The sequence below is a fragment of the Sphingomonas carotinifaciens genome, from assembly GCF_009789535.1.
GTDB classification, from domain to species: Bacteria; Pseudomonadota; Alphaproteobacteria; order Sphingomonadales; family Sphingomonadaceae; genus Sphingomonas; species Sphingomonas carotinifaciens.
In genome coordinates, this window is record NZ_WSUT01000005.1 from 1,429,477 (window position 1) to 1,453,086 (window position 23,610).

Sequence of the window (23,610 nt, forward strand, 5' to 3'; positions counted from 1 at the left end):
GAGAGGCCTTCGAGGGGGGGGTACCTCTTGATACGGGCTCTCGACAAGCTCGATCCCTACTCGAGGCGAACGGCATGGGGGGCGGATCGAAATCGTCTTCGGGCGTTAGGGTAGGGAAGGTCGATACAGCCTTCCCGACCCCTACGCCCCCTTGGTGAGCGAAGGGGCGTAGGGCATGACCAGCGTGCCGTCGGGTGCGGCGGTGTAGGTGGTCTGGGTCGGATAGGCGATGCCGATCTTCTCGGCGGCGAAGCGGCGGATGATCGCGACCATGATCCGGTCGCGCTTGGCGTGCGCAGTCGGCCAGTCATTGCCGGCGATGTCGAACTGGAGCGCATAGTCGAGGCTGCTGGCACCGAACGTCTCGAACCCGGCGCGGGCGACGGTCACCTCTTCGGCCTCGGCGATCTCGCGCAGCAGGGCGGGCACGCGCTCCAGCGTCTCGGGCGCGGTTTCATAGGTGACGCCGATGGTGAAGCCGATGCGGATATGGTTGCGCACCGTGGTGTTCTGAATCTCCTTGTCGAGAAGCTGGCGGTTCGAGATGACGCGCAGCTCGCCGGTAAAGGCGCGGATGCGGGTCGATTTCAGCCCGATCGATTCGATCACGCCGCTGGTCGTGCCGTAGCTGATCGTGTCGCCGCGGCGGAACGGCCGGTCGAAGATGATGGCGAGCGCGGCGAACAGGTCGGCGAAGATGCCCTGCGCCGCCAGACCGATCGCGATGCCGCCGACACCGAGACCGGCGACCAGGCCGGTGACGTTGACCCCGAGATTGTCGAGCACGACGACGAGCGCAATCGCGAACAGCGCGAAGGTGACGAGCAGGCGGATCAGGCCCATCGCGGAGAGCAACGCCTCGCCCGAATAATGCTCGGATTGGGTGCGGTGTTCGATCGCGCCCAGGATCAGCTCGCGCGCCCAGATCGCGGCCTGGAACACGGCGGCGACGGTGAACAGGAAGCCGACGGTGCTGGCGACCTCGCGCGGCGCACCGGCATAGCCGACGACCAGTTGCGCCGCGAGCATGATGATGAAGAAGTTGTTGGTCCGCACCACGGCACGGCCGATGATGATGCCCCAGCCCGCAGCGAGACCGGGGCGCGCACACAGGCGATTGCCCAGGCGGCGGGCGGCATGGAGCGCAATGACGATGACCGCGCCGATGCCAAAGGCGATCAGCACCTGCAGCCAGTGCGTCTGCACCCAAAGCGTGCTGGCGTCGATCAGGCGATCGATCTGGCGGGGGACGTTGGTGGTATCGAAAATGGGCTCTTTGGCAGCGGCGGAATTATTCGACATCAATCTTCCCGGTCAGGCGGCCGCTAAGGCCGGCGTGCCCTGTTCGAGGAAGGCGATCAGGCCGCATTCCTCTCGGCTGAGGTGGCGCTTTGCGCGCGGGAGGCGCAGCGCCTGGCGAAAGCTGGACTGACCCTTCTTGACCAGGGCGATCAGCGAAGGGTGGACATAGCTTTTGCGTGCGATGGCGGGGGTGTTGCCGAGCCGTGCGACGACGGGTTCGAGCAGCGCCTTCAAACTGAGGTCGCTTTCGGCGCGGGCCAGCGCCTCGAACGCGGTGACGCTGGCGGCCCAGGTGCGGAAATGCTTGGCGGTGAAATCGCCGCCCGTCGCCTGCTTGATATAGGCGTTCACGTCGGAAGAGGTGACGGGATGCGCCTCGCCCGCATCGTCCAGCCAGGCGAACAGATGCTGTTCGTCCAGATCCTGGCAGCTTTTGACGAAGCGCGCGAGCGAGCGATCGGTGATGCGGCAGTCGCGCACCTTGCCCGACTTGCCCTGATAGCGCAGCTTGAGCGTCTGGCCCTTTACCTTACCATGGCGCTTGCGCAGCGTGGTCGCGCCGAAACTCTTGTTGGCGGCGGCATAGGCCTCGTTCCCGACGCGGATATGCGCGATGTCGAGCAGCCGGACGACGGCGGCCACGGCGCGCTCCTTGCAAAGCCCGCGCAAGGCCAGATCCGCCTCCACCCGTTTACGCAAACGCGGCAGCGCGTGGCCGAATTCGGCGCAGCGTTCGTATTTCGCCGCTTCCTGCGCTTCGCGGAAGTCGGTGTGATAACGATATTGCTTGCGGCCCTTCTCGTCCCAGCCGACCGCCTGGACGTGGCCGTTCGCCCGGGGGCAATACCAGGCATTCACATAGGCCGGGGGCAGGCCGATCCGGTTCAGCCGGTCGATCTCGTCCCGGTCGGTGATGCGCTCGCCCTTCGCGTTCCAATAGCCCCAGCCGCCACGCACCTTTTTGCGCGTGATGCCGGGCTTGGTGTCATCGCAATAGACGAGTTTGGTGGGCATCGTTGCTCCCTCGGATGGTCTTGGGAAATGCGCCGGCGGTCGCTTCGTTCCGGAACGGGGGCAGGGGGCGGCGGGTTGAGGCGGCGTTCCCCTTCACCGATACCCCTTCCTCCCATGGAGAATTGTCATGGCCGATCTATCCCAAGCCCGCGTCCTGATGCTGGCGGCAGACGGGTTCGAGACCGTCGAGCTGTTCGAACCGCGCAAGGCGCTGGAGGCGGCGGGCGCCAAGGTGAGCCTCGCCTCGCTGAAGCGCGACCCGATCCAGGGCATGGAGCAGGATTTGAACAAGGCGGAGACCGCGACGCCGGACCTGACCGTCGACGAGGTCGACACCGACGATTATGACGCGCTGGTGCTGCCGGGCGGCACCTGCAACCCGGACAAGCTGCGCCTGAACGAGCGCGCGGTGGAGATCGTCACCGAATTTATGGAGGACGACAAGATCGTCGCCGCGATCTGCCACGGCCCCTGGCTGCTGGCGGAGGCGGACGTGGTCGACGGCCGGCGGCTGACCAGCTTCCCCTCGATCCGCACCGACCTGGAAAATGCCGGCGCCGATGTGGTGGACGAGGAAGTCGTGGTCGACGGCAACCTGATCACCAGCCGCAAGCCGGATGACATTCCCGCCTTCAACCAGGCGATCATTGATGCGCTGGTCGAGGAACTGGCCGACGAGCCGGCCTGACCCGGAACGGGACGCGGATGAGCGGGGCCGCCGTCGCGTCTGCGGCCCCGCTATGGCATCGCGGGCACATTCCCCCGGTCGGAGAGTCCGCGATGCGATTCATGCTTCCCCTTGCCCTGATCCTGATCGCCGGCCCGGCGGTGGCACAGGGAAGTGGCGCGCCGTTTACCGTCGGCAACCGCGGCTTTGCGACGTTGCAGGAGGCGGTGGGCGCGATCGGCGATGGCGAGGGGACCATCCGCATCGCACCGGGCACCTACCGCGAATGCGCGGTGCAGGATGCGGGTCGCATAGCCTATGTCGCGGCGGTGCCGGGCCGGGTGGTGTTCACGCGCGTCACCTGCGAGGACAAGGCGGCGCTGGTGCTGCGCGGGCGCGGTGCGCGTGTCGAGGGTATCGTGTTCTCCCATCTGGAGGTGGCGGACGGCAATGGCGCGGGTATCCGTCTGGAAAAAGGCCCGCTGACGGTCGAGAACGCGATGTTCCTGGACAGCCAGTCGGGCATCCTGTCCGCCGACGATCCCGCCGCCACGGTCACCATCGATCATTCGACCTTTGCCGGGTTGGGCAAGGACCCGACCGGTAACGGCGCGCATGGCATCTATATCGGCGGCTATGGCGGGCTGACCGTCACTGCCAGCCGGTTCGAGCGGGGCACGGGCGGTCATTATCTGAAAAGCCGCGCCAAGCGGATCACGGTGACCGACAGCAGCTTCGACGATACGCGCGGGCAGGCGACCAACTACATGATCGACCTGTCCAACGGCGCACAGGGCCGGATTGCGGGCAACACCTTCGTGGTGGGGCGCAACAAGGACAATCATTCCACGCTGATCACCGTCGCGCCCGAGGGGGCGAAGAACGATTCGACCGGGCTGGTGGTCGAGAACAACATCGCCACGCTGGCGCCGGGGGTGACGTACAAGCCGGTGCTGGTCGGCAACTGGTCCGGCGAGGCGCTGGTGCTGCGCGGCAACCGGCTGGGTGCGGGGATCAGCCTGACCGCAAGGCGCTGGTGACGCCGAGATAAGGGCTGGGGGATAAAGGCTGGAGGCCGGCGGCTTCGTCCTGTCATCGATTGCACGGGAGACATGACGCATGACGAAGACTTTGAGCCTGATCGCACTAACCGCAGTGCTGGCCGGCTGCACGACGATGACGGATAGCGCGGCGGACGGGGCCGCGGCTGCAACGGGTGAGACGATCCGCTACAGCGTGTCGCCCTGCTACGGGACGTGCCCGGTCTATGCGGTGACGGTGTTGCCGAACGGGCAGGTGACGTTCGACGGGCAGGAGCATGTCGCCGCCAGGGGGCAGCAGGAACGACAGGCGGGCGTCGCCGCCTATCGCCGCCTTGCCGCCGCTTTGGCCCCCTATCGCCCGATGACCGGGGCCACCGCGCAGACCCGGTGCGAGCAGCAGGTGAGCGACCAGCAGGGCTATCGCATCGCCTGGGTCGGGGACGATGGGCGCGAGACGGTGCTGACGCACGATCGCGGCTGCATATCGCCGACGAACCGGGCGTTGAACAAGGTCATGGACGGCGTGCCGGCGATGCTGGGCCTTGGCGGGTGGATCGGCCGCTGATCCGGCTCACTCGGCCAGTCGGCTGCCCAGCCACTGGCCGAGATATTCCAGGCACGCCAGCCGGCGCCACAGCCCGCTGTCGGCGACGCGGTCCATTTCGAACCAGCGGCGCATGACGGGGAAATCGGGATCGATCACCCGGTGCATATATTCGGGGGCGAGCAGGCCGCCATGCTCGTCACCCTGCGCGGCGAGGCGGCGGCGCAGCGCATAGCTTTGCCGGCGCAGCCAGGGCGGGCGGATGCGCGACTGCCATTCGGAAAAACGGTGCCGGGTCGAGGGCGGGCCGGAAAAGTCATGGCCATAGGCCGAGGGATGCGCGGCAAGGCCGGGATCGATCGCGGCGATCAGTTGCGCCTCGAACCGGCCGGCGCGCTTCAGGGCCAGGGGCAGCGTCATCGCATCGGCGACGACGCCGTGGTCCAGAAACGGCATCAGATAGGCGCCGAACCGCGCCTCGGTGCTGATCTCGCGGCCGAACAGGGCGCGGCAGCGGACGGCGGGGTAGATGTGTTCGATGCGGTCGCGGGGGATGCGGGCGTGGCGGGGCATGGCGATCGCGGAGGCGATCTTGGCGGCGATGCGGTCGAGAAAGGCGTGCGGGTCGAAGCGCGCGGTCGCGTCGGTGGCGAGGAAGCGGGCGAAGAAGGTGGCGGCCACCGCATCCGCGGTCATCGCGCGGTCGGGCAGATAGAAGAAATCGCGAAAGATTTCTCCGCAACCGCCCGAGGCGGCGAGCGCGCCGTTGGCATGGCGGGCATGGGCGGCGGCAGTGTTGCCGCCGCCGTCGAAGATGTTGCCGTAATTGGGCAGGCCGTCCCAGACATGGAACTCGCGCGCGACATGGTCGGCAAAGGCGTCGGGCGCGATATGGGTGTCGGCCTTGTTGATCCAGGCGACGGGCACGCCCTCTGCACGGCCGATCGCCTGCGCGACGGCGACGTCCTCGCTGCCCGGCGGGCCATAGACGTAGAGGTCGGGCCGGGCGCCAGCTTCGCGCAGGGCGGCAAGGAGCAGGCGCGAGTCGAGGCCGCCGGACAGCGGGCTGTTGATGCGGTCGAACGCCGCGACATGCGGCGCGACGACCGCATGGAGCCGCGTCCTAGCCGAGGCGATCCGGTCGGGCAGCGCGCGGGCGGGATCGATGCCGGGCAGCGTGCGTGTGACCGGGTGGTAGCGGATGCCGTCGGGCAGCAGCTCGACGATGCGGTCGGGCTCCAGCGTGCGCAGCCCCTCGAACACGGTATCGTCGCCGATGGGCGTGACGTTGAAGGCGTATTCGTAAAGCCCCTGGGGCGAGAAGCGCACGCGTTGCTGTACGTCCAGCGCGGCGAGAAGCGAGGTCGAGAAGACCTGGCCGTCCTCGTCATGGAAAAGCTGAAAGGCGCCGAACCAGTCGGTGAACAGGAAGTTGCGTCCGCGCTTGCGGATCAGCACCGCGAACTGCCCGGCAAGCCGCGACCAGTCGAGCCGCGGTGGCTCGAACGCGGTGAGCAGGGCGCGCAGGGCGTCCTGCCCGAGTTGTCCGTCGAAGGCGAGGGTGCCTGCGACCGCGACCATGTCGGGGCCGTCGACCAGCAGGGTGTCGGGGCCGCCGAGGATGTAGGGCACATGGAGGCCGTGCCAGCCGGGAAAGGCGAAATGGTGGGGATGCGTAAAGCCGAGCGCGGTGAACTGCGCGGTGGCGGCGGCGTGCGGGTCGGCGACGAGGCCGCGGGCGCCCTGGGCGTGGAGGAACAGTCCGGCCATGGGGATCAGGCAGCCGCTGCGGCGGCATGGCGCGCGAAGTTGCGTTTGGTGGCGGCGCTGCGTCTGGCGGTGAGATAGGTGTCCAGGCCGATCTGGGCGCCGATCAACTGGTAGATGAAGGGGTTGAAGGCGATGCCGACAAAGGCGGCGCCGAGCAGATAGACGAGGTGCGCGTGCTGGAGCGCGCCGGCGAGCGCGCCGCCCCAGCGCAGGGGATCGTCCTCCGAGCGGTGGCGGCGGCGTAGGATTTCCATGCGGATCAGTCCCCCGATATTGATCGACAGCCACAGGATGACGCCGGGCCAGCCCTGTTCGCCCAGCACCTCGAAATAGCTGCTGTGATAGGCGCGGGCCTTGTCCTGCGCGCGGCGGCGGTCGGTTTGCGTGTTGGCCGCGGTGCCCGAGGTCTCGACCAGTTCGTAGCTCACCCGGTTCTGCAGATAGGCGTTGAAGCCGCCGCCCAGGGGGTGCGACTTGGCGTAATCCCAGGTCCATGCCCAGACGGCGAGCCGGGTGGAGGCGGATTCGTCGCCCTGATAGGTTTTGATCGTACCCATCCGCTCCGTATAGGAAGAGGGCAGCAGCGGGGTGGCGATCAGCCCCGCGACACCGAGTGCGGCCAGATAGAGCAGGCGCCGCTTCACGTCGCGCAGCATCAGGACCGCGAGCAGGCCGATGCAGAGCAGGCCGGTGCGCGCCGAGGTGCCGACCGGGATCAACAGGCAGGCGAAGACCAGCGCCCAGGCAAAGCCGCGCACCCGCCAGTCGGGCCGGAAGATGGTGCCGTATTTCGCCAGCCACAGGATGATCGGGATCATCGTGATCGCCACCGCCGAGATGATGCTGCCCTCGTACAGCCCGGTATTGTTGGTCACCATCAGGTTCAGCTCGCCATAGCCGCCGCCCGATGCCAGCGTCTTGATCCCGCCGACGATGATGATCGACCCGGCCGACAGCGTCATGAACAGCAACAGCGCCTCGATCCTGAGCCGGGTGCGCAGCGTGAACGGCAGAAACGCGCCGAATGCCAGCGCCTTCCACACCCAATCCCATTTGTCGGCCGCCTCGATGGGGAAATCGGCGAAGCGCGTGGTAATGCCGCAATAGACGAGCAGCAGCCCGATCAGGATCTGGCGGGGCGCGATGCGCAGGCCCCGCTTGTCGTCGGTCAGGGCCCAGCCGCCGACCGCGGCGAGCACCGCGATCAGCGAGATCGGCACCGCGTTGAGCAGATAATAGGTCAGCCGCTGCGGCGAGACGATGTCGATATAGATATAGACGAGGACGAGCAGGAACGGCCGTTTCAGCCCGAAGCCGAACAGCGCCGCCAGAAATGCGATAAAGACGAGATCACGCACGCGGGCGTCGTCGCTTGAACCGGGCAGGCGGACCGCCCGCATCATCCTCGCGGTCGAGATCGGGGCGTTTGAGGAGCAGCCACGCCGCCAGCAGCATCAGGCCGTGGGTGAGGCCGAGCGCGAAATTGTCGATCATCGCCCACCCCCCGTCATGCCTGTTGCTTCGCCCTCATGACCCGCCCCATACGGCCCTTGTTGCGACATGCCGTAGGCCGGGCGGGATTGACGCGGCGTTAAGGCAGGGACGTTCACAAGACCATCATGCGTATCCTGCACATACTGGACCATGGCCTGCCGCTGCAAAGCGGATACACCTTCCGCACCCGCGCGATCCTGAAAGCCCAGGAAGCGCGCGGGTGGCAGGTCGCGGCGGTGACCGGCCCGCGCCAGGGCACGAGCGCGCAGGCGGTGGAAGCGGTGGACGGCCTGACCTTTCACCGCACAGCAGGGCCGGTGCCGGCGGGATGGCGCGGCGAGATCGGCGGGGTGGCGCGCTATGCCGGCCGGATCGAGGCGGCGGTGGATGCGTTTCGGCCCGACATCCTGCATGCCCATTCGCCGGTGCTGGATGCCCTGGCCGCGCTGGTCGTCGCACGGCGGCGCAAATTGCCGCTGGTGTATGAGATTCGCGCCTTCTGGGAGGATGCGGCGGTCGGCAACGGCACGGGGCGCGAAGGATCGGCGCGCTACCGCGCCACGCGCGCGCTGGAGACATGGGCCTGTCGCCGGGCCGATGCGGTGGCGGTGATCTGCGAAGGGCTGAAGACCGACCTGATCGGACGGGGGATCGACCCGGCCAAGCTGACCGTCTCGCCCAACGGCGTCGACCTCGGAGTGTTCGGCACGCCGGTGCCGCGGGATGCGGCGCTGGCGGCGGAACTGGGGCTGGAGGGCGGCGAGGTGATCGGCTTCATCGGCAGCTTTTATGATTATGAAGGGCTGGACGACCTGATCGCGGCGATGCCGCGGCTGGTGGCGGCGCGGCCGCTGGCCCGGTTGCTGATGGTCGGCGGCGGGCCGATGGAGGCGGCGCTTCGCGCGCAGGCGGCGGCGTCGCCGGTGGCCGCGGCGATCCGCTTCGTCGGCCGTGTGCCGCATGACCAGGTGGAGCGATATTACAGCCTGGTCGACATATTGGCCTATCCGCGCAAGCGAATGCGGCTGACCGATCTGGTCACCCCGTTGAAGCCGCTGGAGGCGATGGCGCAGCGGCGGCTGGTCGCGGCATCGGACGTGGGGGGACATCGCGAGTTGATTCGCGATGGCGAGACGGGCACGCTGTTCCCGCCCGACGATCCGGCGGCGCTGGCGGATGCGCTGGCGACGCTGCTGGACAATCGCGGGCAATGGGACGAACGACGGAACAAGGGGCGCAAGTTCGTGGAAGACGAGCGTAACTGGTCGTCAAATATTGCGCGCTATGCCCCTGTCTATCAGCGGCTGATCGATGTCGCGCCGATGGATCACTGATGGCTGCCACCGCCCCCACCCGATATCTGCCGATCGCCGGTGGCCTGGCCGCCGGGCTGGCGGTGCTGGCGCTGGTCTTCACCTCGCCGGCCGAGGCGCTGGAAAGCTGGGTGCGCCAGACCGGGATCGCGGCGCTGGTGCCCGCGGCGAACCCGCCGCTGGGATCGACCGCACGGCTGTTGCTGGCGCTGGTCGGCGGCGGGTGCGCGGCGGCGATCGTCTGGTCCGCCCTGTTCCTGTTATGGGGCACGGGCGGGCTGCTGGCGCCGCGCGCGCGCCGTAGCGACGAGGACTTGCCCGAAATCCGCCGGGCCGACGCGCATCCGGATGCGCCGCCGCGCCGACCGCTGAATGCGGCCGAACTGGAAGTGCCGGTCGTGCCTGCGCCGCCGCCCGAGGAACGGACACTGCCCGAGGACCTGGACCAGCCGCTTGCCGCGTTCGATCCGTCCGCGATCCTGGCGGTGCCGCGCGAACCGGTCCGGCCGCTGTCGCCGGCGGGTTCGGTGGGATCGACCATCCGGATCGATCCGCCGGGCGAGGTCGCGACCTTCCCCTCGGCCGAGGAAATCGAGCGCATCGAGACCTTTGCGGTGACGCCCATCCGCCGGGTGGAGGAGGATGCTTCGCCGATGCCGATCGCGGCCGAACCTCGGATCGACGACGAGGCCGAGCCGCCGAGCATCGATTCGCTGCTCGACCGGCTGGAGCGCGGCACGCTGCGCCGGGGGCGGTCGATCAATTAAAGGGTGATGACATCACCTTGATCCGTTCGCGTCGAGGAGCGGCAACTACTCGACACGCAGGGGAGGGGATGGATCGATCCGGTGTCATCCCGCTCCCGCACGGCTTGCCGCGGATCAGGCGGGCTGGAACACGCCGCAGGCGATGCGGCCGCCGCTGTTGCCCGATGGGTCGGTCTTCAGGTCGTCGGCAGCCGCGTGGACGACCATCGCGGCGCCATCGGCATCGAGCAGCGAGGCGAGTGTCGCACCCGGAACGGTGAGGGCGATCGTGCCGCGGCCGTCGGTGCCGACGATCATGTTGGGCAGGTCGCCCTGATGCGGCCCCTGCGGGTTCATCGTGCCGTGCTTGCGCTCGGTGGGGTTCCAGTGACCGCCGGCGGTGGTGAAGTCGGGCGCGTCGCAGCGGCCGGTGGTGTGGACATGGGTGCCGTGCGTGCCGGCGGGTATGTTGCTGGCGTCCACCGTGATGCGGATGCCGTCGGCGACTTCGGTCGCGGTGGCGCGGCCGGCATCGGCCCCGGCGGCGGTGCGCAGCATGGCGGTCGCCGAGCGGCCCTCCGGCACGGGGGCGCCCGTCTTCAGATCGTCGTTGCAGGCGGCAAGCGTCAGCAGCAGCGTGGTGGTGGCGATGGAAAGCGTCTTCATCCTGTCACTCCCTGATATCGTTTGTCGGTGATCCATCATGCGAACCGCTTGAATCCTCGCCCGGTTCCAGCGGCCAGCGGGCGACGGGTTCGTAGTGGGCGGCGTGGGTGGTCAGGTGGCTCTGGTAGAGGATGAGGTGGGGGAGGGGGAAGGGGGCGCTGGACAAGGCGAGGTGGCGGGCCTGCCAGCGGGCGATCTCGGGCGCGGTGCCGGCGGAGCGGGACAGGCGCGCCACCGTGATGTGCGGGCGATAGGCGCGCCGTTCGGGGGGCAGCCCGGCCCGCACACAGGCCTGATCGACCTTGCGATGGAGATGGGCGAGCGCATCGACCGGGTGCAGCCCCGCCCAGAGCGTGTCGACGCGACCGCGATGGTCGAACGCACCGACGCCGGCCAGCGATACCACCGGCACGGGCGCATGGACCTGCGCCAGCGCGGCGGCGATGTCCTCCGCTACCGGCCGCTCCACCTCGCCGATGAAGCGCAGGGTGCAATGAAGCTGCTCGTCCTCCTGCCACCGGGCATGGGGCACGCCGTCCATCACGTCGATCAGCCGGTCGCGAATGGCGGGGGGCGGGCGCAGGGCGACGAACAGGCGGGGCATGGCGCAACTGTAGGCGCGATCCGCATGGTCGTCGATTCGAACCGGCGATCCGGGGCATCAATCGGGCGGGCTGTTACAAAACATGTCTGCGACGCGGAGCGGAACCGGGTGGCTTGAAAAGAGTCGTCGTCAGAGCGATATTTCCAACAACCGGCATATGGCCGGGCAAAGGAGCGAATTTCACCATGGCTAACTGGTCTGATCCACGGCCGAGCGCCGCGCCGTTCGGAACCACCGCCAACAAGACGGGCTCTACCGCGGTCGACGCGGGTCTGCGCTCGTACATGCTGTCCGTCTACAACTACATGTCCTCCGGCGTGCTGCTGACGGGTATCGTCGCGCTGCTGTTCGCGTGGGGCGGTGCATCGAGCCCGGCCGCGCAGGTGTTCATGGGCGGCGGGCTGCTGAAATACGTCATCATGTTCGCGCCGCTGGGCTTCGTGTTCGCGCTGAGCTTCGGCCAGATGCGGATGAAGACCTCGACGATGCAGATGCTGTTCTGGGCATTCGCGATCGTGATGGGCCTGTCGCTGTCGACGATCTTCCTGGTCTACAGCCCGCTGGCGATCGCGCAGGCGTTCTTCGCCACCGCGGCCGGTTTCGCGGCGCTGAGCCTGTATGGCTACACCACCAAGCGTGACCTGTCGGTGTTCGGCACCTTCCTGATCATCGGTGTCGTCGGCCTGCTCGTCGCCAGCATCATCAACATGTTCCTGCAATCGGGCCCGATGGGCATGGTGATCAGCGCGGTGGGTGTGCTGCTGTTCGCAGGACTGACCGCCTATGACACGCAGCGGACCAAGGAGATGTATTATCAGGTCCGCGGCACGGACATGCAGGGCCGGGTGGTCATCATGTCGGCGCTGAGCCTGTATCTGGACTTCATCAACATGTTCCTGTTCATCCTGCGCCTGTTCGGCGGCAATCGCGACTGACGCCAGGGAATAACGGAGCGATCAGGGCCCGTCGGGACGACCCCGGCGGGCCCTTTCTTTTTGGGGGTGGGCGATGCGGCTGTCGATCGAAGTGCGGCTCGACTACGGCTTTGCCGAACCGGCGGACGTGCTGTTGCAGGTGGAGGCCGCCGCGATGGCCGATCAGCGTATCGAGCAGGAGTCGCTCATCCTCTGGTCCGATACCGCGATCGCCGCAGTGCCGGGCGAGGACGGGATCGGGCAGCGATGCTGGGCACGCGGCGAGGGGCGGCTGGTCGCCGAATATCGCGCGGTGGTGCAGGTGGAGCGGCCGGCGGTGGTGCTGGCAGACTACGGCGCGACCCCGGCCCGTGCGCTGCCCGGTGCGGTGGTCGCCTATCTGATGCCGAGCCGATATTGTCCGTCCGACCGGTTCGAAGGCTTTGTCCGGGCCGAATTCGCCGGGCTGTCCGGCGGGGCGCTGGCGCAGGCGCTGGCCGATTGGGTGCGGGCGTCCCTGCGCTACCGGGCGGGGACGAGCAGCGGGGTGACCACGGCGCTCGACACCTTTGCGATGCGCGCCGGTGTGTGCCGGGACTATGCCCATCTGCTGGTGGCGCTGGCACGGGCGGCGGCGATCCCGGCGCGGTGCGTCTCGGCCTATGCGCCCGGTGTCGATCCGCCCGACTTCCATGCGGTGGCCGAGCTGTGGCTGGACGGAGCATGGCGCCTGGTCGACCCGACGGGCATGGCGTCGTGCCGGGATATCGCGCGCGTCGCGGTCGGGCGGGATGCGACGGATATCGCCTTCATGACGATCTGGGGCGAGGCGGTGATGTATGGCCAGTCGGTCACCGTGCGCGAACTGTGCTGATCCGTATCAGGAGGAACGGCGGTTGGGCTTGATCGTTCTCCCTGCGACACGAGTATTCACATGGGGAGTGTGCCATGAGCAGCGACGACACCGAATCCACCAGCGGCAGCAACAACGAGGGCCGCAACGAACGGCAGGATGCCGGGCGCGATCGTTCGATCGGCAAGCGGCTGGCGCGTGACCCGGAAAGCCGGGATGCGAGACTCGACGCCGGGCTGGACGAGTCGATGGATGCCAGCGATCCGCCCTCCTCGACCCAGCCGGTCCACAATCACGGTCCGGCACCCTCGTCGGGCTATGACGAAGAAGCGGAACGTCGCCTGAAGGACGGCTGACGCAACGGATTGTTGCCCTTTGGCATCATCACAGGCTTCGGGGATTGCGGCGGGCTTCGGTTCGTCGCAATCTTTGTTGCGACGCAGCGCGTTCCATGATCCTTTGATGACAAGGCCGGTGGTGGCCGTTCAGGATCATGTTAACCATCCTGGTGCATCATCATCCGGTCGATGAGCGAGCGGGCGGGGTGATGGACATGGGATCGAGAATGAGACCGGCGGAAGGCGCGATGACGCTGGCCGAGATGAAGGAATTTGCCGGCTTCGGCGCGGCGACCCAGCGCTATATCCGCCGCTCGCTGGACATCGGGCTGGACCGCGAGGATGCCATGCTCCGCTGGTCGCGCGACGTGGTGGAGGCGGCAAGCATCCGGGCGCAGGCGCGGCTCTACAACGCATTGCCGGAGCTGCGCCGCGGCATTCCGGGTGACAGCGGACTGGAGGCGGCCGAGCCGTTTCTGGCGCCGCTTATCACGCTGGCGGCGTTCGATCTGGGGCAGGGGCGGCTGACCAGCTTTGCGGCATTCCGCTTCCTGTACGAGCGGCTGATCGGGGCCGAGGTACGGCCATGGCTGCCCGCGGCCTTTTGCGCGGCGGCGGCGTTGCCGCATCTCAACCCCGAACTGCGGCGCAAGCTGCTCCAGTCGATCAGCGAGGCGGCGGCGACCGCATCGGGCTGGTCGAACCGCCAGCCGGCCTTTTTCCCGCATTGGGTGGAAAAGGTGGATTCGGGAACGTCGCTGGCGAATTGAGGTGGCGGGCCCGGTCACGGCTCGACCGCGCCCTCCACGCCTTACGTCTCGGAGTCGAACCGCAGCATCAGCCTGCCATCGGCATCCTGGGTTACCGACAGCGTCCGATAGTCCGTGATGGTGGCATGGGGGGTCGCCATCGGCGCGGCATGGGTGGCGGTGACCGCGATCACGTCGGCACCCGCCGCCTCGGCCGCGGTGATGCCGGCGACGGTATCCTCCCAGACCAGACAATCGGCCGGGTCGACCCCGAGGCGCCGGGCACCGAGGAGGAAGGCGTCGGGAGCGGGCTTGCCGCGCGAGACATCGTCCGCCGTGACGCTGTGGGCGGGGAAGGGCAGGCCGGCGGCGGCAAGGCGGGCGCGCGCCAATGCGCGCGGCGCGGAGGTGACCAGCGCCCACCGATCCGGCGGCAGCGTCGCCAGCATCGATGCAGCACCGGGGATCTCCACCACATCGCCGACATCGGCGATCTCGTCCCGGGTCAGCGCCTCCGCCTCCGCCACCGGATCGACGCCGGCCGGTGCCAGGCGCCGGATCGTTTCGATGGCGCGGACGCCGTGCATGATCGAGAGGACGTGTTCGACCGGCAGGTCGTGGCGCTGTGCGAAGCGGGTCCAGGCGCGGATGGCGGAGGGAATGCTGTTCAGGAGGGTGCCGTCCATGTCGAAGAGGAAGGCGGCGTAGCTGCGTGATTGGGGCATAAAAGAGCTTTCAGTCAGCGACATGCCCGCCAGCCGGCGGTGCCGCGATCGGCTTGGTCGAGGTGAAGATGATCGGCATGGGCCGCATTATAGTCGGGCGACAGCGTCGTGGCGAACAGCCGGCAGGCGCCGTCGCGCACCTCGCGCAGAAACGCGGCATTCTCCGCCCCGCCGGTCCAGTCGCGCGCGACGGTGATGCGCCGCCCGTTCGCCAGGCGGAAGCCGGCGATATCGATGGCGTCCGCCGTGGCATGCTCGCTCCAGGTGCTGCTGTCGCGCCCGGAGATGCGGCGGCAGTTATAGCTGCCGAAATGGTCGATGGCGGTGACGCGACTGCCAAAACGCTTCTGGGCGGCAGGCTGGACCACGGTCCATTCCCAGAGCGACAGGGCTGCGGCGACCGGACAGGCGATGCCGAGCCCGGCGGGACGATAGCCGATACGCTGCGCCCCCGTACCGGTCAGGCGGACGGCATCGTCATAGCCGCATTGCGCGCTGTCCCGTCGCGGGGGCAAAACCGTGTAGCGGACCCCGGCCTTGTCGAGCAGGCGCCGGCATTGCGGAAATTCGCTGCCCAATGCGGTCAACTTGCGGCCGGTGAACAGCCCGACCGGCGCGCCGAGATCGAGCGGGGTCCAGGGCAGATCCTGCGGGCGGCCCCGCATTATTCCCCAGGCGACGAACAGCAGCGCCGCGACGACGGCGCCGATGACCAGCGCGGCGATCGTTCGGCGCAGCGTCCGCATCAGCCGCGGGTCGCCGCAGCGAGGCGTTCCGCGGTGACCGGATAACCGCTATCCTCCGGGATGCAGAGCCAGTCGCCGTCGGCGCGGTGATCGACAAAGGGCGTGATCGTGCGGACGGGATGACGGGCCGCGTCGGCGGCGGCGTCCGCGAAATTGGCGAAGCGGGCAAGGCGCTCCAGCGTGCGGCGGGTGGGGTAGATGAGCATGGCCCGACCGGCATCGGCGGCGTTGAGCACGGCCTGTGCCGTCGTCCAGAAAGCCCGCACGGTTTCCCCGCCATCCGGTTCCGGCGCGGGGGCATCGGCGGGCAGGCGGGCGAGATAGAAGCGCGTGTCGAAGATGCGCGCCACTGCATGATCCGGGCGCCAGCGGGCAAAGGGGATCAACGCGGCAAGATCGAGTGTCGCCGCGCTGAGCGACCCGGCAAGTGCGGCCCGGTCGGACACGGCGCCCGGCGCTGCATCCAGGCCGACAGCGATGCCGACTTCCTCGATCGTCTCCCGGATGGCAGCGATGCGTGCGGCAGCGTCATCGACGGGAAGGCCGTGACCATCGGCGCGCGCGAGGTCGGCGGGATCGATGCGGCCGCCGGGGAATACCAGGGCGCCGCCGGCAAAGGCGAGTGCCGCGGCCCGCTCGACCATCAGGATTTCAGGCGCCGCATCAGGGCGGTCGCGCATCAGGATCAGGGTAGCGGCCGGGATGGCATCAGGCATCGCAGAAGGAGGCATGACAGGGGAACGCGCGAGGTGGCGGATCGGGGGCGCGGGTCCCGTGCCAGGGCGGTTCGATGCGGATGATGTCAGAAAAGGCGGGGTGGTGGAGCCGAGGGGAATCGAACCCCTGACCTCTGCAGTGCGATTGCAGCGCTCTCCCATCTGAGCTACGGCCCCGCCCCGGTCCGGCCCCGAGGGCCGGAAGTGATGCCCTTAGCGAGGCCGATCGGGCGATGCAACAGCGGTTTCACCCGCCCGGTATTTTCGGCTGCACCGCCGGCGGGCGGCATTGATCCAGATTTAGTCGCGGGAGGCGACCGGCTCGTCCGGGCCGGCGGGAACCATCATTCGCCTCGACCCTTGTTCAATCTGGAATATCCGACCGGGCCGTTACAGCACGGCGGATGCCGTAGGACCGAACATCAGGAGGATACCATGCCGTACGATCGCAATTCGCGGAGCGGTAACCGGGACGACCGCGATTTCGACTATGGTCGCGATTATGGATCGGGTCGTGATTACACCTATTCCAGCGCGCGTGATTACGACGCCGCCGGGTCGTTCGACGATGAGCGCCGCGGCTATGGCGCGCGCGACTATGGGCATCAGCGTTACGCTCAGCGTGATCGCGGATACGGGCAGGGCCAGGATTACCGCAGCCAGGACTATCGGAGCCAGGATTACCGGGGTCAGGATTATCAGGGTAGCCGATTCGGTGGCGGCGAGCGCGGCTATGGCCGCGGCGGCGAATATGGCGGCTATCGCAATCACGAACGCTACGGCGTGCGCGACGAGGGCTCGCGTGGCGACGGGCATCGTCGTTTTGCCGGCGAGGATTACGGTCCGGCGCGCAGCGACTATCGCGGCGGTGGATACGGCCAGGACTCGCGCTATCGCGAGCAGCAGGATCATCGCGGCGGCGGCCGTTCCTCGCAGGATTACGGGCGTCAGCCGCAGGGCTATGACTATGAGGAGCGCGGCTTCATGGCGCGCGCCGGGGACGAGGTCCGTTCCTGGTTCGGCGACGAGGAGGCCGAGCGTCGGCGCGAGGCCGATTCGCGCTATGACGAGCGTTATTATGCCGAGCGCGACAATGATTATCACAGCTGGCGCTCCGGCCAGATTGCGGCACTCGACCGCGATTATGACGAGTATCGGAGCGAGAACCGCTCCAAGTTCGAGAACGAGTTCGGCACGTGGCGCACCCAGCGCCAGGGGCAGCGCGACCTGCTGAACAAGGTGACCGAGCATATGGACGTGGTCGGCTCCGACGGGACGCATGTCGGCACGGTCGACAAGGTTCGTGGCGACCGCATCCTGCTGACCAAGAACGACAGCGATGCGGGTGGTCGTCATCACTCCATCCCGTCGCGCTGGTTGCAGACCGTGGATACCAAGGTGACGCTGGCGAAGACCGCGGACGAAGCCAAGAAGCATTGGCGTGACGAGGAAGACGCACAGGCGCTGTTCGGTGATCGGCCGGACGGGCGGCGCGACCAGACTGGCCAGTCCAACCATACGAGCCAGACGGGTCAGGCCGGGCAGTCGAACCAGACCGGCCAGGCGAATCAGGCCGGCCAGTCGGGTCAGGCCGGGCAGGACGGTTCGCACGGGCTGAACAAGAGCTTTTCCGGGACCTATTGATCCGGTGAGGTGATCCGGCGGTGCGCCGCCGGAACGTTCAAGGAAAAGGCCCGGGCCGCATGCCCGGGCCTTTTTGATTTGGCCTTTTCGATTTGGCAGGGCGCGCGGCATGATCGCCGCGCAGAAACAAGCAGGAGAGACACCGCGATGGCACAGGCATGGACGCTGACGAACCGGCCCAAGGGATTGCCCAAGGCCAGCGATTTCGCGCTGGTCGAGCAGCAATCGGGTAGCCTGGAGGACGGGCAGGTGCGCGTCGCCAACCGGTGGCTGTCGGTCGACCCCTATATGCGCGGCCGGATGAACGACGTGAAAAGCTATGTCCCGCCGTTCGAACTGGGGCAGCCGATGCAGGGCCATGCGCTGGGCGAGGTCGTGGAAAGCCGGGCCGATGCCGTGCCGGTCGGGACGATGGTCAGCCACATGGCCGGATGGCGGGACGAGGCGGTGCTGCCTGCCGATCAGGTACAGGCGCTGCCGCCGATCGATGTCGCGCCGCAGGCCTTTCTGGGGCAGCTCGGCATGCCGGGAGTGACGGGCTATTTCGGCCTGCTGGCGGTGGCCGAGGCCAAGGCCGGCGACACGGTGTTCGTCTCCGCCGCGGCCGGTGCCGTCGGATCGACGGTAGTGCAACTGGCCAAGGCCAAGGGCATGACCGTGATCGGATCGGCCGGCGGCGCGGAAAAATGCGCTTGGGTGCGTGAGATCGGCGCGGACGCGGTGATCGACTATAAGTCCGGGCGTCCGATCGCCGAAGCGCTGGGCGAGGCCGCACCCAAGGGGATCGACGTGTATTTCGACAATGTTGGCGGCGACCATCTGGATGCGGCGCTGGCCCAGGCCCGTCTGCGCGCGCGCTTCGCGATTTGCGGGATGATCGAGGTGTATAACGAGGCAAAGCCAACCAGCCTCCGGCATCTGGCGCAGATGATCGGCAAGCGTGTGAGAATGCAGGGATTTATCGTCAGCGACTATTTGGATCGCGCCGGTGAATTCTATGCCGACATGGGTGATCTGGTGAAGAACGGCGCCTTACAGCGGCAGGAAACGGTGTTTGAAGGACTTGATGCCACACCGGAGGCATTTTTAGCCCTGTTTTCCGGGGGTAACACCGGAAAGATGCTTGTGAAGCTGTGACCGGATCTTGGCCAGATAAGTTTGAGATGGCCGGGAACCTTTTGGTTAGTTGTAAAACAACGCAGGTTCCTAATCATCAAAATTGATATACCCGTCCGGAGTAATCGGGTGGGTGGGTTTGATCGTGATTGTCGAGATCGTCTTGGGCGGCACGCTGCTTGCCGGCAGTGGTGCCGCCGTTTCCAACTTCGTTCGTAGCCGGCGTGAAAGGCGCCGCGATGCATGGCGGCGCGAGAAGGCGGCGGAGCATCAGGCGCGTTGGACTGCCGCGGTCGAGAAAGTGACGCCGTTGGAGGCGCCGGTATTCGCCATACCGGCAAACGACGCGGTCGAAAGCGCGCCGCTTCCCCGGACGATCCCGCAGGGGGCGCCGGGCACGCGCGTGACCGATCCTCCCGCGGTGATGCCGAGCCGGGTTTTCTGGTCGATCAACGGCTATCATGCGATGCCGTCGGGGTGGCAGACGCTGGAGGTGGGCCTTTGGCGCCCGAGCGGCGCCGACCGGCAGCGGCATTACCCGTTCGACCGGTCGGATCGCCGGCGGCGATCGATTCATCCTTTCTGATCCGGCGGTTGGCTCCGCGGCGTCAGGGGCAGTGATGTCACCGCCCCCCATATTCTGTTCTAGCCGATCGGTTCTAGCCGATCGCGGCGTCGAAGGTGTTGCACTGCGCCGGGTCGCCGGTTTCCAGGCCACGGCGCAGCCAGCGCATCCGCTGTTCGGAGGTGCCATGGGTGAAGCTGTCGGGGACCACGCGACCGCCGGCTTCGCGTTGCAGCGTGTCATCGCCGATCGCGCGGGCGGCAGTCATGCCTTCCTCGATATCGCCGGGTTCCAGGCGGTTGCGGTTGCGGGCGGCCCAGACGCCGGCATAGCAATCGGCCTGTAGCTCCAGGCGGACGGACAGGGCGTTGCCCTCTGCGCGGCCAGCGCTGGCCTGCGCCCGGCTGACCTCGGTCGAGGTGCCGAGCAGATGCTGGATGTGGTGGCCGAATTCGTGCGCGATCACATAATAGCGCGCGAAATCACCCTGGGCGCCGAAGCGATTGGCGAGTTCGTCAAAGAAGCTGGTGTCAAGATAGATGCCGTTGTCCGACGGGCAGTAGAACGGCCCCATGGCGGACTGTGCCGCGCCGCAGCCGGACTGGCCGGAACCGGTGTAGAAGCGGAGCATCGGCACCTCGAACCGCTGGCCCGATTGCGCGAAAATCTGTTCCCAGGTATTCTGCGCATTGCTGTAAGCCTGGCACGTCTCCCGCCTGGCCGGGGTGGCGTCGCAGACCTGACGGACGTCGGTACCCGTGGAGGGACCGCGGCTGACCGGCGTGCCGACCTGACCGCCGCCGCCAAGCAGGTTGAGCGGGTTCATTCCGAGAACGGCGAGGATGATCAGCACGACGACGATGCCGCCGCATCCGAAGCGGCTGCCGATCAGCGGCAGCAGCCCGAACAGCAGACCGCCGCCACCGCCGCCGAATCCGCCGCCACCCTGCGCCTCACCGACATTGATGTCGTTGTCATAATCGTCGAGCCGCATGGGCGCCCCTCTTCCCTGGCGAAAGTTGCGTTGGCGTGATGAACCCCCGACCGGCCTCGACGGTTGCACGGGGCGATGGGTTCGCGTCATGCTGATGGCGAACACAAGGCAAGGGTGAGGGGGATGAGCATGTTCCTGCAGGGCAAGACGGCGATCGTGACCGGATCGACCTCGGGGATCGGCTTTGCGATTGCCGAGGTGCTGGCCAAGGCGGGCGCGTCGGTGGTCATCAACGGCTTTGGCGAGGCGGAGGCGATCGAGGAGAAGCGCGCCCGGCTGGCGGAGGCGAGCGGGGCGGCGGCGCTGTACGTGCCCGCCGACATGCGCCAGCCCGACGAGATCGCGGCGATGGTCGAGCAGGCGGTGGCCGAGACGGGATCGTGCGACATCATCGTCAACAATGCCGGCATCCAGCATGTCGCGCCGATCGACACGTTCCCGGTCGACAAGTTCGACGCGATCATCGCGATCAACCTGTCGGCGGCGTGGCACATGATGCGCGCGGCGGTGCCCCACATGCGGGCCAAGGGCTGGGGGCGGATCATTTCCACCGCGTCGGCGCACAGCCAGGTCGCCAGCCCCAACAAGTCGGCCTATGTCGCGGCCAAGCACGGCGTGGTGGGGATCACCAAGACGGTGGCGCTGGAGGTGGCGACGGACGGGATTACCGTGAACTGCATCTCGCCGGGCTATGTCTGGACGCCGCTGGTCGAGCAGCAGATCCCCGACACGATGACCGCGCGCAAGCTGAGCCGTGATCAGGTGATCAACGACGTGCTGCTGGCCGCGCAGCCGACCAAGCAGTTCGTGACCTGTGAGGAGGTGGCCGCGATGGCGCTGTTTCTGTGCCGGGACGAGGCGCGTTCGATCACGGGGGCGAACCTGGCGATGGACGGGGGGTGGACTGCGGCATGAGGGGGGTGTTAGGGGCGGCGGTGCTGGTGGTGGTCGCGGGGTCGGCCGTGGCAGCGGATCGGGCGGACTGGCGGCGGGTGGCCACCAAGGAGGATCGGGGACGGTTGCGGCGGTGGCGCGACGCATGGGTCGAGGCGATGGCGCAGGTACGGGCCAGCGAACATGCCCGGGCAGCGGCCGCGCTGGGCGCGCTGGTGGATGGCGACCGGGCGCTGGCCGACCCCGCGCTGCCCGACGGCGACTATCGCTGCCGCACGATCAAGCTGGGCGCCAAGGGCATGACGCGCCTGCGCTACGTCGCCTATCCCTTCTTCGGATGCCGGGTGTCGGAGGGCGGCAGCCGGCTGGTCAAGCTGGACGGATCGCAGCGCTTCGCCGGGCGGCTTTATGCCGATACCGATGCGCGCGCGGTGTTTCTGGGAACGCTGATGCTGGCGGACGAGGCGCGGCCGCTGGCCTATGGCCGGGACCGGGCGCGCGACATGGTGGGGATCGTCGAGCGGGTCGGGCCGGCGCGCTGGCGGATCGCGATGCCCTATCCCGCCTATGAATCGCTGCTGGACGTGGTGGAGATCGTGCCGGCGGGCTGAGCCGCGGCCACCGGCGCGATCGGCGGCAGCGTGGCGAGATACGCCCTGCCATGCTGGCCGATCGGAGTGACGCGGCCGGCATTGGCCGCGGCCACCGCCTTCAGATAGGAGCGCGGCTTGCGCATCAGCTTCGGCTGGTCGAGCCCGGTCAGGCCGAGGCGGCCGGCCGCCTCCTTGACGAAATGGATGCAGTTGCGCGTGCCCAGATCGTAGCGGCTGTCGCCGCCATCCTCGCTCCAGCCGGCGATCAGCGCCAGGATCTCGGCATATTGCGCATCGGTCATCACCACCGAGAATTGCGCGTCGCTGCCCGCGACATAGCCGGGGGTGGGGCGATCGAGACGGCCCGCCACCGATCCGAACAACAGCGCCGGGCTGACCGAGCGGGCGGTGAAGCCGAAATAGCTGTCGACCGGCGGGCCACCGGCATCGGCCACGCCCCGCAGGCTGAAAAAGGTGTGCGGGAAACTGTTGCCGAGCTCATGGCTCCAGAAGGTGATGGTGACCGCGGCCTGCGCCGGCATCGCCGATGCCAGCCAGAGCAGCAGGGGAGCGAGCAGGCGAAGGAGCGGGCGCATGGCCCATCATATCGCAGGTCGGGCCCCAAGCGGAGGGGCATTTTCGCGCTTTTCGGGGCGAATATAGATGGACGAGAGCATCGGTACGGCAGCGCGCAGATCGTCCTCCAGATGCTCGATCAGCGTCTCCGCCTCGCCCATGGGCAGGTCGTCGACGAAGTCGGCGCTGATCGCGGCGAAGATGCTGTCTGGCGCGGTATGGACGGTGCGGACATGGTTGACGTGCGTGATCCACGGCTGCGCATCGACCAGCGCACGGATGCGCTCAACGGTGACCGGATCGGCGCGCTCCCCGATCAGCAGCCCCTTGGCCTCGCGGGCGAGCAGCACCGCGACCGCGGCAAGGATCAACCCGATCAGGACGGAGGCGACGCCGTCGATGCGGGGGTCGGCATAGGCATGGCTGGCCCAGACGCCGATGCCGGCGATGACGAGGCCGGCCAAGGCGGCCGAATCCTCGAACAGAACGATGAAGCCGGCGGGGTCCTTGGACTGGTGAATCGCGCGCCACCAGCCGGTATCGCCCTTGGCCTTGGCGAACTCGCGCACCGCGATCGTCCAGGAAGCACCCTCCAGCACAAAGGCGATGACGAGGACGATGTAGTTGACGGTGGGGTCGCGCAACGGCTCGGGCGTGCGGATGTGGCGCACCCCTTCATAGATCGAGACGCCGGCACCGATCGCGAAGATCAGGATCGCGACGACAAAGGCCCAGAAATACAGCTCGCGGCCATAGCCGAAGGGGTGAACGATATCGGGGGCGCGGCGGGCCTTTTTCTGGCCATAGAGCAGCAGTACCTGATTGCCGCTGTCGACGACCGAATGGACGCCCTCCGTCAACATGGAGGACGATCCGGTGATCCCGGCGGCGACGAACTTGGCGATGCCGATCCCCAGATTGGCGGCCAGGGCGCCGAACAGGACGATGTTCTCGCGGATGCGGGCGGTCAGGCCGGTGTCGGACATGGGAGCCCAAGCGCTTGCGAGGCCTTGCGGGTTCCTGC

The 23,610-nt window shown here is 67.7% G+C and carries 27 protein-coding genes and 1 tRNA gene; 14 read left to right on the forward strand and 14 right to left on the reverse strand.

Features of this window, described 5'->3' with window-relative positions; genetic code table 11:
• Nucleotides 1–141 precede the first annotated feature (141 nt).
• Complete coding sequence (locus GQR91_RS08745; protein WP_112382186.1) at nt 142–1,302, reverse strand: mechanosensitive ion channel family protein; 1,161 nt, start codon at nt 1,300–1,302, stop codon at nt 142–144.
• A gap of 12 nt (nt 1,303–1,314) precedes the next feature.
• Entirely contained in the window at nt 1,315–2,316 is a 1,002-nt protein-coding gene (locus tag GQR91_RS08750; protein ID WP_149682061.1) for a DNA topoisomerase IB, read from the reverse strand.
• A 127-nt stretch (nt 2,317–2,443) separates the two neighbouring features.
• Between GQR91_RS08750 and GQR91_RS08755 the strand changes: the two genes are divergently transcribed.
• The 3 genes from GQR91_RS08755 to GQR91_RS08765 all read left to right on the forward strand — a co-directional run bounded on the left by GQR91_RS08755 (nt 2,444) and on the right by GQR91_RS08765 (nt 4,591).
• Entirely contained in the window at nt 2,444–3,004 is a 561-nt protein-coding gene (locus tag GQR91_RS08755; RefSeq protein ID WP_112382188.1) for a type 1 glutamine amidotransferase domain-containing protein, read from the forward strand.
• Nucleotides 3,005–3,105: 101 nt separating this feature from the next.
• Nucleotides 3,106–4,023, forward strand: coding sequence for a right-handed parallel beta-helix repeat-containing protein (locus tag GQR91_RS08760; RefSeq protein WP_249042529.1), 918 nt, complete (start codon nt 3,106–3,108; stop codon nt 4,021–4,023).
• A gap of 79 nt (nt 4,024–4,102) precedes the next feature.
• Complete coding sequence (locus tag GQR91_RS08765) at nt 4,103–4,591, forward strand: DUF6438 domain-containing protein (protein WP_149682059.1); 489 nt, start codon at nt 4,103–4,105, stop codon at nt 4,589–4,591.
• A gap of 6 nt (nt 4,592–4,597) precedes the next feature.
• On the opposite strand, the gene GQR91_RS08770 is transcribed toward GQR91_RS08765, so the two are convergent.
• From GQR91_RS08770 to GQR91_RS19120, 3 genes are read right to left on the reverse strand one after another with little or no spacing between them, the layout of a single operon-like run.
• On the reverse strand, nt 4,598–6,340 hold the full coding sequence (locus tag GQR91_RS08770) for an asparagine synthase (glutamine-hydrolyzing) (RefSeq protein WP_149682058.1): 1,743 nt from the start codon (nt 6,338–6,340) through the stop codon (nt 4,598–4,600).
• A 5-nt stretch (nt 6,341–6,345) separates the two neighbouring features.
• A complete protein-coding gene (locus GQR91_RS08775; protein ID WP_149682057.1) occupies nt 6,346–7,698 on the reverse strand; it encodes a putative O-glycosylation ligase, exosortase A system-associated in 1,353 nt (450 codons plus the stop codon).
• Complete coding sequence (locus tag GQR91_RS19120; RefSeq protein WP_162843983.1) at nt 7,691–7,834, reverse strand: hypothetical protein; 144 nt, start codon at nt 7,832–7,834, stop codon at nt 7,691–7,693. Before GQR91_RS19120 ends, GQR91_RS08775 begins: the two co-directional genes overlap by 8 nt.
• A gap of 125 nt (nt 7,835–7,959) precedes the next feature.
• Here GQR91_RS19120 and GQR91_RS08780 point away from each other — a divergent pair, with 125 nt between their 5' ends.
• A complete protein-coding gene (locus tag GQR91_RS08780; RefSeq protein WP_149682056.1) occupies nt 7,960–9,168 on the forward strand; it encodes a TIGR04063 family PEP-CTERM/XrtA system glycosyltransferase in 1,209 nt (402 codons plus the stop codon).
• Nucleotides 9,168–9,914 carry a hypothetical protein gene (locus GQR91_RS08785; RefSeq protein WP_149682055.1) on the forward strand — a complete coding sequence of 249 codons (747 nt, stop codon included), beginning with the start codon at nt 9,168–9,170 and terminating at the stop codon, nt 9,912–9,914. Before GQR91_RS08780 ends, GQR91_RS08785 begins: the two co-directional genes overlap by 1 nt.
• Nucleotides 9,915–10,028: 114 nt before the next feature.
• On the opposite strand, the gene GQR91_RS08790 is transcribed toward GQR91_RS08785, so the two are convergent.
• The gene (locus GQR91_RS08790) at nt 10,029–10,559 is read right to left on the reverse strand and encodes a superoxide dismutase family protein (RefSeq protein ID WP_112382195.1); all 531 of its coding nucleotides are present in this window, start codon (nt 10,557–10,559) and stop codon (nt 10,029–10,031) included.
• Between the two features lie 4 nt (nt 10,560–10,563).
• Entirely contained in the window at nt 10,564–11,163 is a 600-nt protein-coding gene (thpR, locus tag GQR91_RS08795; protein ID WP_149682054.1) for an RNA 2',3'-cyclic phosphodiesterase, read from the reverse strand.
• 185 nt (nt 11,164–11,348) lie between these two features.
• On the opposite strand from thpR, the gene GQR91_RS08800 reads away from it, so the two are divergent.
• From GQR91_RS08800 to GQR91_RS08815, 4 genes are all read left to right on the forward strand, one after another.
• Nucleotides 11,349–12,098 (forward strand): Bax inhibitor-1/YccA family protein, encoded by a 750-nt coding sequence (locus tag GQR91_RS08800; RefSeq protein WP_112382197.1) that lies wholly within the window; start codon nt 11,349–11,351, stop codon nt 12,096–12,098.
• A gap of 73 nt (nt 12,099–12,171) precedes the next feature.
• Nucleotides 12,172–12,951 (forward strand): transglutaminase-like domain-containing protein, encoded by a 780-nt coding sequence (locus tag GQR91_RS08805; RefSeq protein ID WP_149682053.1) that lies wholly within the window; start codon nt 12,172–12,174, stop codon nt 12,949–12,951.
• Between the two features lie 74 nt (nt 12,952–13,025).
• Nucleotides 13,026–13,286, forward strand: coding sequence for a hypothetical protein (locus tag GQR91_RS08810; protein ID WP_235903983.1), 261 nt, complete (start codon nt 13,026–13,028; stop codon nt 13,284–13,286).
• A 197-nt stretch (nt 13,287–13,483) separates the two neighbouring features.
• The gene (locus GQR91_RS08815) at nt 13,484–14,038 is read left to right on the forward strand and encodes a hypothetical protein (protein ID WP_112382299.1); all 555 of its coding nucleotides are present in this window, start codon (nt 13,484–13,486) and stop codon (nt 14,036–14,038) included.
• 41 nt (nt 14,039–14,079) lie between these two features.
• Here GQR91_RS08815 and GQR91_RS08820 read toward each other — a convergent pair whose 3' ends face one another.
• The 4 genes from GQR91_RS08820 to GQR91_RS08835 form a co-directional block, all read right to left on the reverse strand.
• On the reverse strand, nt 14,080–14,742 hold the full coding sequence (locus GQR91_RS08820) for an HAD-IA family hydrolase (protein WP_149682052.1): 663 nt from the start codon (nt 14,740–14,742) through the stop codon (nt 14,080–14,082).
• Nucleotides 14,743–14,756: 14 nt separating this feature from the next.
• Entirely contained in the window at nt 14,757–15,488 is a 732-nt protein-coding gene (locus GQR91_RS08825) for an extensin-like domain-containing protein (RefSeq protein ID WP_149682051.1), read from the reverse strand.
• Nucleotides 15,488–16,204: an NUDIX hydrolase gene (locus GQR91_RS08830; RefSeq protein ID WP_149682050.1), complete on the reverse strand. Its 717-nt coding sequence runs from the start codon at nt 16,202–16,204 to the stop codon at nt 15,488–15,490. Before GQR91_RS08830 ends, GQR91_RS08825 begins: the two co-directional genes overlap by 1 nt.
• A 101-nt stretch (nt 16,205–16,305) precedes the next feature.
• Nucleotides 16,306–16,381: transfer RNA gene (locus tag GQR91_RS08835), tRNA-Ala, on the reverse strand.
• Between the two features lie 258 nt (nt 16,382–16,639).
• On the opposite strand from GQR91_RS08835, the gene GQR91_RS08840 reads away from it, so the two are divergent.
• The 3 genes from GQR91_RS08840 to GQR91_RS08850 all read left to right on the forward strand — a co-directional run bounded on the left by GQR91_RS08840 (nt 16,640) and on the right by GQR91_RS08850 (nt 19,550).
• Entirely contained in the window at nt 16,640–17,848 is a 1,209-nt protein-coding gene (locus tag GQR91_RS08840; protein ID WP_149682049.1) for a DUF2171 domain-containing protein, read from the forward strand.
• A gap of 147 nt (nt 17,849–17,995) precedes the next feature.
• Complete coding sequence (locus tag GQR91_RS08845) at nt 17,996–18,985, forward strand: NADP-dependent oxidoreductase (RefSeq protein ID WP_149682048.1); 990 nt, start codon at nt 17,996–17,998, stop codon at nt 18,983–18,985.
• A 112-nt stretch (nt 18,986–19,097) separates the two neighbouring features.
• Nucleotides 19,098–19,550 carry a hypothetical protein gene (locus GQR91_RS08850; RefSeq protein WP_149682047.1) on the forward strand — a complete coding sequence of 151 codons (453 nt, stop codon included), beginning with the start codon at nt 19,098–19,100 and terminating at the stop codon, nt 19,548–19,550.
• A gap of 73 nt (nt 19,551–19,623) precedes the next feature.
• Here the strand turns inward: GQR91_RS08850 and ypfJ are convergent, their stop codons facing one another.
• The gene (ypfJ, locus tag GQR91_RS08855; protein WP_149682046.1) at nt 19,624–20,523 is read right to left on the reverse strand and encodes a KPN_02809 family neutral zinc metallopeptidase; all 900 of its coding nucleotides are present in this window, start codon (nt 20,521–20,523) and stop codon (nt 19,624–19,626) included.
• A gap of 129 nt (nt 20,524–20,652) precedes the next feature.
• Between ypfJ and GQR91_RS08860 the strand changes: the two genes are divergently transcribed.
• A complete protein-coding gene (locus GQR91_RS08860; RefSeq protein ID WP_149682354.1) occupies nt 20,653–21,438 on the forward strand; it encodes a 3-hydroxybutyrate dehydrogenase in 786 nt (261 codons plus the stop codon).
• On the forward strand, nt 21,435–22,028 hold the full coding sequence (locus tag GQR91_RS08865; protein ID WP_149682045.1) for a DUF4893 domain-containing protein: 594 nt from the start codon (nt 21,435–21,437) through the stop codon (nt 22,026–22,028). The genes GQR91_RS08860 and GQR91_RS08865 overlap by 4 nt, the downstream gene beginning before the upstream one ends.
• On the opposite strand, the gene GQR91_RS08870 is transcribed toward GQR91_RS08865, so the two are convergent.
• Together GQR91_RS08870 and GQR91_RS08875 are read right to left on the reverse strand one after the other, a co-directional pair.
• Nucleotides 21,983–22,606 carry a hypothetical protein gene (locus tag GQR91_RS08870; RefSeq protein WP_112382206.1) on the reverse strand — a complete coding sequence of 208 codons (624 nt, stop codon included), beginning with the start codon at nt 22,604–22,606 and terminating at the stop codon, nt 21,983–21,985. The two genes, GQR91_RS08865 and GQR91_RS08870, sit on opposite strands and share 46 nt — an antisense overlap.
• Before the next feature lie 6 nt (nt 22,607–22,612).
• Entirely contained in the window at nt 22,613–23,572 is a 960-nt protein-coding gene (locus GQR91_RS08875; RefSeq protein WP_149682044.1) for a cation diffusion facilitator family transporter, read from the reverse strand.
• Nucleotides 23,573–23,610: the final 38 nt, after the last annotated feature.